We start from the raw sequence: 12,964 nt of genomic DNA, 5'->3' as shown, positions 1-12,964 counted from the left end.
TATCTTTTTGAGAAGTACGCACTTTTTTGTACTATAGGCACATTTTAGTAACTATTGCGCTACGCTTTTAATTGAACTACTTTAAAAATTAATTTATTTAGAGGTTTTACCTACTTTTTGTACATCTCAAAACGTCATTCCACGTTTTGCTTCTAACAAATGTATTAAACTATTATTGCTAATTATCTATCGCTCATTTACAATATAAATATTCTGAAAAATTAGACAGAGGTGATCGTTAATGCAAAACATTTTATTTGTAGGTTTAGGATTAATTGGCGGAAGTTTAGCTAGCAATTTGAAATACTATCACGATGATATTTCTATTACTGCCTACGATGCAGATACGACACAATTAGATAAAGCTTTATCCATTGGGATTATAGATCATATTTCTACAGACTATAAAATGAGTGTGCAAGAAGCAGATATGATTATATATGCAACACCTGTTAAGCAAACTGTTCAATATTTACAATCGTTACCGCACTATCAAACTAAAAGTGGTCTAATCGTTACTGATACAGGTAGTACGAAATCCACAATTCAACAATTTGAAACCTCACTTTTACAACACAACATTCATTTAATTGGTGGGCACCCTATGGCTGGTAGCCATAAGTCTGGCGTACTTAACGCTAAAAAACACCTATTTGAGAATGCCTTCTACATTCTTGTGCACAACGAATCTGACAATGACGAGGCCTCTACTGTCGTGAAAGAATTATTACAATCTACTGCAGCTAAATTTATTACTACAACTGCGGATGAACATGATTTTGTAACGAGTATCGTCAGTCATGTTCCTCACATTATTGCGTCGAGTCTCGTTCATCTAAACGCCAATCACGTTAAAGATTCATCTTTAGTTAAGACACTTGCAGCGGGAGGCTTTAGAGATATCACTAGAATTGCTAGTAGTAATCCAATTATGTGGCGTGATATCACCCTTGAAAATAAACATATCATCTTATCTATGTTACAAGAATGGAAATCACAAATGACTGAAGTCATACAATTAATTGAGAGCGACCAACCAACGGCGCTCCATGATTTCTTTAATGAAGCTAAACTTTATCGGGATGAACTTCCCCTTAAATCACAAGGTGCCTTATCTATAGAGTATGATCTATACGTTGATATCCCCGATGAACCGGGTATGATTAGCAAAGTTACAAACATTCTAAGTTTACATAATATTTCTATTAGCAACTTAAGAATATTAGAAGTACGTGAAGATATTTATGGCGCCTTGCGTATTAGTTTTAAAACGCCTGAAGACCGTAAAAAAGGTGCGCTTGCCTTAGAAGACTTTGATACGTATATTGCTTAACCCATGCATACACAATAATAACCAGTAAATAAACAACCTTATGTTTATTTACTGGTTATTTAAATACATGATTGTATTGTAGTTATTGTTTATATTACATCTTATGGCCAGCCATTAGTCCTAAACGGCCATTCTTCGTTCCTGCGTCTGTATATGAAACCGCCCGTGATACAATGCCTTTACCATATTTTGAATGTAACTCGTCAATCGTTTTCGCTAACCGTTCTTTTCTCTTTCGTTCATACTCATTAATAAATAAATTCAGTTGACGATCTTTCTCATCGATAAATTGCGTTAATGACACACTTACTGTTCTATAAAGCGCTTGCTTATCACATAACTTATCTGCAAAATGTTCAATTACTTTAAATATATTCTCATCTAAATTTGTCGGATCTTCTAATGTATATTGTTTGTTAACCCCACCATCATCACTATAACCAAATGAAAAATGGATCGTTTTTGCTAATTGATTTCTAGCTCTTACACGACTAGCCACATCTTCAATTAACTCTCTCATAACCACTTTTGTTTCCTCAAAACGGTAATCTCTCATCAAAATCTGACTTTTACAAATGGAAGGATTTACTACTTCATATTTATCTCGTATTTTACTCTTGTCTATTCCATTCGCATGTAGATGTAAATCTGTACCTATAATGCCAAAATCTCTCTTTAAATATTGATGAGGATAATTAGCTAAATCACCTACCGTAAAAATACCTCGTTTATTTAATTTGGCTTCCGTACGTGAACTAATACCCCAAAATTCACTCAACGGTTGAATGGGCCAAAGTTTTTGAGGTACATCATGGTAACGCCATTCTGCAATCATACTTGGAGAATGTTTCGCTTCTACATCCATCGCAATTTTACTTAGCAACATATTCGAACCAATCCCTATCGAACAATCGATATCGGTTTCTGCCTTTATTTCAAATTGAAGCTTCTTACAAAATGATTGGATTGTCGTGCTAAAACGATGATAACTATCGGTTACATCTATAAAGAACTCGTCGATACTGTATTGATGTAAATCTTCCGGAGGGACATAACGTAATGCAATCTTAGAAATAGCGATTGAAACTTCTAAATACTTTCTCATACTTGGATTAATAATATAAATGTCATTTCTATGAGGGATTTCAAATAATCTAGAGCCTGTTTTAATTCCTAGTTTCTTTAACGGTGCCGTAGCTGCTAATACAACTGAACCTTGTCTCTTTGTATCTGCAACGACTGCTAACTTCTCTTCTCTAGGGTCTAATCCTTTCTCGATACAAGAGACGCTAGCAAAAAAACTCTTCTGATCCACACACAATATATCTCTTTCTTCCACTAAATTATAATCATACATCCCAGCAAACCTCCTTGATGATTTAATTATATACGAACACTTGTTCTTTTTCAATACCTATAAGAACACTTGTTCTATTCTGAATTTTTGTAATATTATAAAAATTAATGGTATAATCATAATCAAATAATTAAGGAGGAAAACAACATGCCGATTGTAAATGTTAAATTATTAGAAGGCCGTTCTGACGAACAATTAAAAGATTTAGTAGCTGAAGTTACTCAAGCGGTTGAAAAAACGACTGGAGCAAACAAACAAGCGATACAAGTTGTAATAGAAGAAATGAAATCAACACATTATGGCGTTGCCGGTGTCAGAAAGTCAGACGAAGCATAATAAAAAGAGGTTGGACATCGTGTCCAACCTCTAAATTATGCTCATAAATGATTTAATGCTACCCATTTTTATTCTTCTAAGAACTTTTCGACTTCCTTTTTATTGGTAGCTTGATCAATTTGTAAAGCACTACCATCAGCAGGTGTTTGAATATCATGGTATGAACCTTTAACCGGTAACGTAGTAGATTTAATATTTTTATCCCCACGTAATCCGAAGCTCAATCCTGTTTGCATCAACGTTTTATCTTGCATGTTCGTATTCATATATCCTCTTAATATACCTGCTACTTTTGGTAATTTTGGTAAAGTACTGAAACTTACAAGTTCATGTTTCAATGCCTGCATCACTTGTTGTTGTCTACGAACTCTTCCAAAGTCTCCTTCTTCATCATGACGGAATCTAGCGTAACCAAGTAACTCTTTACCATTTAATAAACGATGACCTTTTTTCAGAGATACACCGATGTTTTCAGACATATCCTTTTCAACATCCATAGGTACACCATTAGGTTCTAATTCGTCTACCATTTTTTCAAAACCTTTAAAATCCAAAATAGCGTAATATTCAGGATTTATACCTAAGTTTTTATTTAAAGTTTTTCTTAATAATTCTGGTCCGCCCATAGAATATGCAGAATTAATTTTATGTTTTCCTTTACCAGGAATATCTGCATAAATGTCACGCATGACTGACATGATTTTCATTTTTTTATGAACGTAATCATATTGAGCAATCATAATTGAATCCGTTCTTGAAATGCCACCTTGCTCTTTATCGGCCCCTAATACCATAATGGTTAATTTACCGTCATTTTTTACTGGGCCATTAAATTTATGTTCTTTCATTGTTTTACCCTGGTCTTTCGCATATTTAATACCAGAGTTATATCCATGAATGACATAACCAATCAATATTGCAAAAACGATTAAAATACCCAAAATTATAAATGGAAACTTCTTAATACGTCTCTTTGTCGAACGACGGTTTGATTGGTCTAGATTGTCTTCATGATTTGCATAATCTGTGTTGTTTCTCTTTTGTCTCTTCACTTGTATCAACCTTATATCTTCAAAATTGCACATGTATGTACTATAATTAATATATACTAACTTATATAAAAACTGTATAAAAATCAAGTCTAAACTGAATAAATCAGACTAAGGTCCAATAATGAAAGGAAGTTAAACATGAATATAAATAAAGCCTATTTCGCAGGTGGTTGCTTCTGGTGCATGGTAAAACCATTTGATACATTTGAAGGCATAGAGCAAGTGACTTCAGGATATATGGGCGGACACGTAGACAACCCTACATATGAACAAGTCAAAACGGGTGAAACTGGCCATTTAGAAACAGTTGAAGTTGAATACGATGTGGCCCTATTTTCTTACCATAAATTATTGGAAATTTTCTTTTCTGTAATAGATCCGACAGATTCAGAAGGCCAATATCAAGACAGAGGCTCCCAATATAGAACAGCAATTTTTTATACGAATGAAGATCAAAAGGAAGTTGCAGAAACTTATATTGAGAAGATGAAACAAACTATCGATAAAGATAAAGCAATCGCCACAAAAATCTTACCTGCGACAAGTTTCTATAAAGCAGAAACAGAACACCAAAATTTTTATAAGAAAAACCCAGAACGATATGCAGAAGAACAAAAACAACGTGAAGCATACGCAAATAAAATGAATAAATAATAAGACATAAAAAGGAGTGGAACTGAAATCGAATTTTTTAATAATGATTTCATAATCCCACCTAATTGACTAAGAGTCTGAGACATCTATTTTTGTCTCAGACGTTTTTTATTTATTTCAATGTTCACTTTACAGATATTGAAAGCGTTTTCTATTAGTGTTATATTAGTTGAGTAACTTAATTACATGCGTATTTAAGTTCAACTCTTTAAGTCAATGATATTTAAAAAGTTTACGTTAGTTTATTAAGTAACTAATCACTTCTCCTTTAATTAGTTACAACCTTATATTAATTAATACTCCTAAGCAAAGAGGTCGGGAAAATAGTGCTAATCAGTGTAGAAATCACTTAGCTATTTAATTCCCACCTCTTATTTTTAACTCCAAATTAAAAAGGCTGCCAATGAACTCAACTAAGGTTTCACTGACAGCTGTTTTATTATAAGCATTTAACGAATAACTTCTTCATCTTTAATTTCATATTCGCCCGCATCATTACCATAATATTTATTATATCTACGTTTATATAATAAGAATAAATGTGATACAAGTACTTTTAATATAGCATAACCAGGGATACCTAAAATCACGCCTACAACACCTAATATATTTCCTGCGCTTAATAAGATAAATATAATTGTTAAAGGATGAATTTTTAAAGTTTTCCCCATTACATTTGGTGAAATAAAGTGTCCTTCCACAAATTGTACCAAAGTCCAAACCACAACTAATTTAAGCAACATTATAGGTGAAGTGATTAAGGCAATAATGATTGCAGGTGAAATGGCAATTGTGGGACCAAGATAAGGTACAACGCTTGTCACTGCTGCAATACACGCTAAAATTAATGAATAATCTAAACCGATAATACTATATCCAATAAATAAAAGAATACCTATACAAAATGAAACGATAATTTGACCTTGGATATAAGAACCAACTTGTTCACTCATTTTATCTAATAAATCGTGATAATCTTTTCGGAATTTTGGAGGTATCATATTTGTAGAAAATTCTTTAAAACGATGCCCATCTTTTAACATAAAGAATAACACAAATGGTGTGGTAACGATCACAACACCGATGTTAACTAATGCTTCCGCAAAGACTTTAACTTTAGAACCAAAATCATTAAAGTAACTTGAAATCATAGATGGTATCTTCTTAGCTAACGTATCTAACTGATCTTGAATTTGACCATAAAAATTTGAAATAACAGAGTTTTTAGTCACACTATCAATAAAATCATTTATTTTATCAACGTATGTAGGGAAATTATTACCAAAACTCTTCAACTGTGTACTAATTAAAGGGATAAGTAAATTAACGGCTAGCGTAATGACCCCTATAATTAATAAGAATAAAATCGTTACGCCCCACACTCTTGCAATGTTATATCGTTCCATCAAGTTCACTAACGGGTTAAATAAATAATATAAAATGAGAGAAACGACAATAGGTGCAGCTATCGTATTAAAGACAATGATGAAAGGTTTAAAGATATAAGATACTTGGTCAAAAATAAATATCGCAACACCTAGCAATATAAGGATTATTAAACCAAATATTATATCTTTACCTCCTAGAAACTTCATAAAGCGGGTTTCTGGAAAACTCAAAGGTAATTTTCCTTTTTTACCTTGTTGATCTTGCTTTGTTTCGTGTTCAGTTGTCATCAAATTCACCAATCCTTAAATAAATTCTTACTATTACGTCAAAGCAAGGACAAAAGTAATTTAATTTTAGGCTCCGAAAATGGTGCACATATCACAAATTTCAAATGTCCTAACATCAATATGCTTATTATTTAACATATTTATTAATACACATTCGTATATAAATCTAAACTGACTATTGTAAGTATTATACACTGTAAAGGTTATATTTAAAAGTTCTATTATAAAACCTTAAACAAACTACGTGGGCATAAACGCCTTAGTCATACTCATTAACGATTTCATTTTTGTCATTTCTATATAATTAAGCTAAATGGTCAAAATATTATAAAAAAAGCGGGATAGAAATCTATATAAAGCCATAGATTTCTAAATCCCGCCAATTAAACTTTATTATTTTTTCATGCCCCAACTTTCAATACCAAATAAATTTATTTCTAAATTTTCTGGTCTAAAGACAGGCTTTCTACCTGCTTTACGTTGTTTGTTGTAATCTTTCATCACAGCAAATGCAATATTGGATAGACCTATAATTGCGACTAAGTTCACTATAGCCATTAGACCCATAAATAAGTCTGCAGTACTCCAAACAACTTCAGTTTTAACGACTGCACCAATAAATACTAATACTACAACTAGACATCTGAAAATGAATAGGATTACTTTATTACCAGACAAGAATTCAATATTTGATTGTCCGTAATAATAATTACCAACTACAGATGAAAACGCAAATAATGTAATTGCAACGGTTAAGAAAATACCACCGCCACTACCTAAATGCTCATTTAAAGCTGATTGCGTAACGGCTACACCTTGTGGTGCTTTTTCACCGAACTTCAATCCAGAATATAGTAAAATCATAATCGCTGTTGATGTACAAACAAGCATAGTATCAAAGAATACACCTAAAGATTGAATTAAACCTTGTTTTACAGGGTGTGGCACTGCTGCAGTTGCTGCTGCATTAGGTGCAGAACCCATACCAGCTTCATTTGAGAATAAACCACGTTTTACCCCTTGTAATATAGTAGCACCAATCGTACCACCTGTTACTTGTTCTAGACCAAATGCGCTCTTAATAATAGTTAAAATCATAGGAATAATTTGGTCAAAATTTAATAATAAAATAACGACAACGATTAAAATATATAAAAGTGCCATAACAGGTACGATTACGGATGATAATTTAGCAATACTTCTTACACCACCAAAAATTATGATGGCAGTAAATACTGCTAAAACAATACCAGTGATAAAAGGACTAACGTGATATTGTGTCTTTAATGACTCTGCAATTGTATTAGACTGTACCGTATTAAAAACAAACGCGAAAGTAACAGTAATTAAAACCGCAAATACAATACCTAACCATTTTTGATTTAAGCCTTTAGTTATGTAATAAGCAGGGCCTCCACGGAAACCACCATCTTTGTCAGGTACTTTATACACTTGTGCTAAAGTTGCTTCAATAAAAGCACTGGCTGCACCAATTAATGCAATAATCCACATCCAAAATACAGCCCCAGGTCCACCTAGTACAATTGCAGTTGCAACACCGGCTATATTTCCGGTACCAACACGAGATGCTGCACTGATTGCGAACGCTTGGAATGGAGCAATACCTTTCTTACCATTGTCTAAAGTTTCCGGTTTCTCACCCACAGCACGGAACATTTCTGGAAATGTTCGAATTTGAACAAATTTAGAGCTGATCGTGAAAAATATCCCTGCTGTTAATAACAGACCAATGAGGTATTGCGACCATATTAAATCATTCCCGACTTGGACAAATGCTTTGAACCAACCAGGAATTAAACTATCAAAATCTTTCAAGTAAATCCCTCTCATCTCTTCATTTAAATTTTTATATAAGCAAGAGACTTAAAGCTATTAGGTAAATCGTCTTAAGATAACATACCCAATATAAACAAATTAAAAATCTACCGTCATTTAAAACGTTCAGAATTTAAATTTATTTCCACACTATAAATCTCTTGATTTCTTAAATATAGATGTACTTAAATGATATTTTATCACTAAATCAGTGTATTGACTAATTAATTTTTAAAAGCAACTATTTTACGGTTAATTGTTCAACTTCTCCAAATTCATTTATATCTACAACAAAGCTACCATTCGTGTATTGTTCAGAAAGATGAATGCTATTAATTTCGCCTGTTTCTTGTTGATCTTTAGAGTAAAGTGTATACTGCGTATGCTCAGGAGTAACAACTTCAGCCGCAACAATTCTATGAGGCGCTTTCTTTAACTCTTTCAATAACGTAATACCACGTTGGGCACGTTTAGCGACTTGTAATACTTTAAAACTTATACGTTTCAGCGCACCGCGTTGTGTCGCCATTAAAATAGTTTGTCCCTCTTCTACTAATTGTGTCATCACTACATGGTCGCCATCCTTTAAATTAATAGATTTAACACCAGCCGCTCTTAATCCAGTATCAGACAATTCATCGCTCATATATGTGAGTGACATACCTTTGTTCGTGAGCACTGTAATCAATTGTGATGAATCGATACGCATTACATTGAGCAATTCATCACCTTGCTTTAATTTCATTGCAATAAGTGGTTTATTAAAACGTGATGTTTTAAACATTGAGACATTGCTTTTCTTAATCATGCCATTACGTGTCGCAAGGATATAATATGCATCTGTCTCAAATTGACGTTCAAACTGCATATCAATGACGTATTCGTCCTCGTCTATTGAAACGATTTGTGAAACGTGTTGACCTAACTCTTTCCATTTTACTTCAGCCAATTTATGCACAGGAATAAACAAATAACGTCCTTTATTCGTAAATATTAACACAGTATCTAGTGTGTTCACTTCCGCATGTCTAAACAATGCATCACCAGATTTAACACCTACCTCTTCAACACCACTGGCATTGTAACTGCGTAAAGAAGTACGTTTAATATAACCATGGTTTGTCATACTCACGATTACGTTTTCACTAGGAACCATAACTTCTTTATCGATTTTAATTTCTTCAATTTCAGCTTCAATTGTTGAAAGTCTGTCTTGTTTAAAACGCTTTCTAATATCAGAAAGTTCTTCTTTGATAACATTTAATAATGCGTCATGATTATCTAAAATATTTCTAAGTTTATCTATTAATGCCTTTAGTTCATCATGTTCTTCTCTTAGTTGAACAATATCCGTATTTGTTAAACGGTATAATTGTAACGTTACAATCGCTTCAGCTTGTGCGTCTGTAAGATCAAATTCATCAACTAAATTGACTTTAGCATCTTGTTTATTTTTTGAATTTCTAATAATGTGAATCACTTCGTCAAGTACAGATAAAGCTTTCATTAAACCTTCAACGATGTGCATTCTACTCTCAGCTTGATCTAGTTCATGACGAGTACGTCTTGTAACAACATCAATTTGATGATTTAAATAACTATCGATGATTTCACGAATACCCATTAATTTTGGTCGTCCGTCACTAATCGCAACCATATTAAAGTTATATGCTACTTGTAAATCAGTATTTTTATACAAGTAATTTGCTACGGATTCACTATTTACATCTTTTTTCAATTCAATAGCGATACGTAACCCTGTGCGATCGGTTTCATCTCGTACTTCAACAATGCCATCAACTTTTTTATCCGCACGGAGCTCATCAATCTTTTTAACAAGGGAACTTTTATTAACTTCATACGGAACTTCAGTCACTACTAATTCTTTTCTACCATTTCGTAATGTTTCAACATCAACTTTAGAACGTACGATAATCTTACCTTTACCAGTTTCATACGCTTTCTTAATTCCATTTACACCTTGAATAATACCACCAGTTGGAAAGTCTGGTCCCTTCACATATTTCATTAATTGATTAACAGTAATGTCAGGGTTATCAATATATTTTAACGTCGCTTGAATAACTTCAGCTAAGTTATGTGGTGGAATATCTGTCGCATACCCAGAAGAAATTCCTGTACTACCATTAATTAATAACTGAGGTAGTCTCGCAGGTAATACCATAGGTTCAGTTGTCGTATCATCATAGTTAGGCATAAATGGTACAGTATCTTTATTAATATCTCTTAGCAGTTCAGCAGAAATTTTACTTAATTTAGCTTCAGTATAACGCATCGCTGCAGCTGGATCGTTATCAATACTACCATTGTTACCTTGCATTTCAATTAATACATGACGTAGTTTCCAGTCTTGACTAAGACGTACCATTGCATCATAAACAGATGTGTCACCATGAGGGTGATACTGTCCGATAACATCACCGACAGATTTCGCACTTTTTCGGAAACCTTTATCATACGTATTCCCACTTGAATACATCGCGTATAAAATGCGTCGTTGAACAGGTTTAAGTCCATCACGGACATCAGGTAGTGCACGTTCTTGAATGATGTATTTACTATATCTACCAAATCGGTCGCCTATGACATCCTCTAGCGACAAATCTTGAATTATTTCACTCAATTTACTTCCTCCTCATCGGAACTGTCCTGTTCTAAAATTTCCACTGCTTGATTATCTAAAATACTTTGATCTTCTTGTAGACCAAATTCAACGTGTTGTTCAATCCATTCACGACGTGGTGCAACTTTATCACCCATCAATGTAGTCACACGCTTAGATGAACGCAAATCATCTTCAACTTGGACTCTTATTAAAGTACGAGTTTCAGGATTCATCGTTGTTTCCCATAGTTGGTCTGCATTCATTTCACCAAGACCTTTGTAACGTTGTAATGAAAATCCTTTTCCAAGTTCTTTTTGTAATTTCTCTAGTTCTTCATCTGTCCATGCGTATTCAATCTTTTTAGATGCACCTTTACCTTTTTCGAGTTTGTATAAAGGAGGTAACGCAATAAATACTCTTCCGGCTTCAACGAGTGGTTTCATATATTTAAAGAAGAACGTTAAAAGTAATACCTGGATGTGAGCTCCATCCGTATCAGCATCGGTCATAATAATGATGCGATTATAATTACTATCATCAAGTTTAAATTCGTGTCCTACACCGGCACCAATTGTATGAATAATTGTATTGATTTCTTCATTTTTGAAAATATCATCAAGTTTAGCCTTTTCAGTATTGATAACTTTACCACGTAACGGTAATATTGCTTGATATTTACGATCTCTACCTAATTTGGCAGAACCACCTGCTGAATCCCCTTCGACTAAATACAGTTCTTTTTTCTCCGTATTTTTACTTTGCGCTGGTGTTAGCTTACCAGATAATAACGTATCTTTACGTTTATTTTTCTTACCTGAACGAGCATCTTCACGTGCTTTACGTGCAGCTTCTCTCGCTTGTTGTGCTTTTACTGCCTTTTTAACGAGTGATTTGGATAGCTGGCCTTTCTCTTCGAGGTAATAAGGTAATTTTTCAGCAACGACTGAATCTACAGCACTTCTTGCCTCTGAAGTTCCTAATTTAGATTTCGTTTGTCCTTCAAATTGAAGTAATTCCTCTGGAACACGAATAGAGATAATTGCTGTTAAACCTTCCCTAATGTCGCTACCATCTAAATTCTTATCTTTCTCTTTTAATTCATTAATGCGTCGCGCATAATCATTAAACACACGTGTCATAGCCGTTTTAAAACCTGACTCATGTGTTCCACCATCTTTTGTTCGAACATTATTTACGAAACTTAAAATACTTTCAGAATATTGATCGTTGTATTGGAATGCAACATCTACTTCAATACCGTTTGCTTCCCCCACAAAATTCGCAACATCATGAAGAACCTCTTTACCTTCATTGACATAACCAACGAAGGCTTTAATGCCATCTTCATAGTGGAATACATCTTTACGCTCTTTCCCAGATCTGTGATCTTGTAAGACAATTTTTAAATCCTTTAATAAAAACGCTGATTCTTGTAAGCGCTCACTTAACGTTTCATAATTAAATTCAGATGCAGTTTTAAAAATTTCATCATCCGGTTTAAATGTTACATTCGTTCCGGTACGTTTTGTTTTTCCTTGTTTAATTAAGCCTGAGGCAGGTACGCCTCCATTTTTAAATTGTTGACTATATTTATAACCATCTCTATGGATTTCTACTTCTAACCATGAACTTAATGCGTTTACTACAGAAGCACCTACACCATGCAATCCACCTGATGTTTTATAGCCACCTTGTCCGAATTTCCCACCTGCATGAAGCACAGTGAAAATGACTTCTACAGTTGGCTTTCCTGAAGCATGAATTCCCGTTGGCATACCACGGCCATTATCTTCAATAGTAATACTTTCATCTTTATTAATACTAACTGTAATTTCATTTCCGAAACCATTTAATACTTCATCGACGGAATTATCGACAATTTCATACACTAAGTGATGTAAACCACGTTTATCGGTAGATCCAATGTACATTCCTGGTCGTTTTCTAACTGCTTCAAGCCCCTCAAGCACTTGAATCGAATCATCCGAATAATTATTTTGTTTATTCATTGTCAATCGTTTCGCCCTCCTACAAACGTACGTTCGTTTTTAAAACCATACAATAGTTATTTTTATATAAAACTTACTAAAATGC

At 33.6% G+C, this 12,964-nt stretch carries 9 protein-coding genes; 3 read left to right on the top strand and 6 right to left on the bottom strand.

Annotated elements, in window-relative coordinates:
* Window positions 1–241: 241 nt before the first annotated feature.
* The gene (locus QQM35_RS08065; protein ID WP_251516791.1) at window positions 242–1,333 is read left to right on the top strand and encodes a prephenate dehydrogenase; all 1,092 of its coding nucleotides are present in this window, start codon (window positions 242–244) and stop codon (window positions 1,331–1,333) included.
* Between the two features lie 94 nt (window positions 1,334–1,427).
* Here QQM35_RS08065 and QQM35_RS08060 read toward each other — a convergent pair whose 3' ends face one another.
* Window positions 1,428–2,690 (bottom strand): Y-family DNA polymerase, encoded by a 1,263-nt coding sequence (locus QQM35_RS08060; protein WP_251516789.1) that lies wholly within the window; start codon window positions 2,688–2,690, stop codon window positions 1,428–1,430.
* 147 nt (window positions 2,691–2,837) lie between these two features.
* Between QQM35_RS08060 and QQM35_RS08055 the strand changes: the two genes are divergently transcribed.
* On the top strand, window positions 2,838–3,026 hold the full coding sequence (locus tag QQM35_RS08055) for a 2-hydroxymuconate tautomerase (RefSeq protein ID WP_251516786.1): 189 nt from the start codon (window positions 2,838–2,840) through the stop codon (window positions 3,024–3,026).
* 68 nt (window positions 3,027–3,094) lie between these two features.
* Here the strand turns inward: QQM35_RS08055 and QQM35_RS08050 are convergent, their stop codons facing one another.
* The gene (locus QQM35_RS08050; RefSeq protein ID WP_418128591.1) at window positions 3,095–4,111 is read right to left on the bottom strand and encodes an LCP family protein; all 1,017 of its coding nucleotides are present in this window, start codon (window positions 4,109–4,111) and stop codon (window positions 3,095–3,097) included.
* 105 nt (window positions 4,112–4,216) lie between these two features.
* Between QQM35_RS08050 and msrA the strand changes: the two genes are divergently transcribed.
* Window positions 4,217–4,732, top strand: a complete 516-nt coding sequence (msrA, locus tag QQM35_RS08045) for a peptide-methionine (S)-S-oxide reductase MsrA (RefSeq protein WP_251516782.1) — start codon at window positions 4,217–4,219, stop codon at window positions 4,730–4,732.
* A 449-nt stretch (window positions 4,733–5,181) separates the two neighbouring features.
* Here the strand turns inward: msrA and QQM35_RS08040 are convergent, their stop codons facing one another.
* From QQM35_RS08040 to parE, 4 genes are all read right to left on the bottom strand, one after another.
* The gene (locus QQM35_RS08040) at window positions 5,182–6,408 is read right to left on the bottom strand and encodes an AI-2E family transporter (protein WP_251943931.1); all 1,227 of its coding nucleotides are present in this window, start codon (window positions 6,406–6,408) and stop codon (window positions 5,182–5,184) included.
* A 393-nt stretch (window positions 6,409–6,801) separates the two neighbouring features.
* Window positions 6,802–8,244, bottom strand: a complete 1,443-nt coding sequence (locus QQM35_RS08035) for an alanine/glycine:cation symporter family protein (RefSeq protein WP_251516778.1) — start codon at window positions 8,242–8,244, stop codon at window positions 6,802–6,804.
* 241 nt (window positions 8,245–8,485) lie between these two features.
* Window positions 8,486–10,888 (bottom strand): DNA topoisomerase IV subunit A, encoded by a 2,403-nt coding sequence (parC, locus tag QQM35_RS08030; protein WP_342610313.1) that lies wholly within the window; start codon window positions 10,886–10,888, stop codon window positions 8,486–8,488.
* Window positions 10,885–12,879: a DNA topoisomerase IV subunit B gene (parE, locus tag QQM35_RS08025; RefSeq protein ID WP_251519027.1), complete on the bottom strand. Its 1,995-nt coding sequence runs from the start codon at window positions 12,877–12,879 to the stop codon at window positions 10,885–10,887. The genes parC and parE overlap by 4 nt, the downstream gene beginning before the upstream one ends.
* Between the last annotated feature and the right edge of the window lie 85 nt (window positions 12,880–12,964).

This window comes from Staphylococcus hsinchuensis, from assembly GCF_038789205.1.
GTDB classification, from domain to species: Bacteria; Bacillota; Bacilli; order Staphylococcales; family Staphylococcaceae; genus Staphylococcus; species Staphylococcus hsinchuensis.
Note: the sequence above shows the minus strand (reverse complement) of the source record. Positions and strands in the feature narration are given on the sequence as shown.

Bases quoted from the DNA above. Each gene is read 5' to 3' on its own strand.
- QQM35_RS08065 (WP_251516791.1), top strand. From the start codon at position 242: ATGCAAAACATTTTATTTGTAGGTTTAGGATTAATTGGCGGAAGTTTA.
- QQM35_RS08060 (WP_251516789.1), bottom strand. From the start codon at position 2,690: ATGTATGATTATAATTTAGTGGAAGAAAGAGATATATTGTGTGTGGAT.
- QQM35_RS08055 (WP_251516786.1), top strand. From the start codon at position 2,838: ATGCCGATTGTAAATGTTAAATTATTAGAAGGCCGTTCTGACGAACAA.
- QQM35_RS08050 (WP_418128591.1), bottom strand. From the start codon at position 4,111: ATGTGCAATTTTGAAGATATAAGGTTGATACAAGTGAAGAGACAAAAG.
- msrA (WP_251516782.1), top strand. From the start codon at position 4,217: ATGAATATAAATAAAGCCTATTTCGCAGGTGGTTGCTTCTGGTGCATG.
- QQM35_RS08040 (WP_251943931.1), bottom strand. From the start codon at position 6,408: ATGACAACTGAACACGAAACAAAGCAAGATCAACAAGGTAAAAAAGGA.
- parE (WP_251519027.1), bottom strand. From the start codon at position 12,879: ATGAATAAACAAAATAATTATTCGGATGATTCGATTCAAGTGCTTGAG.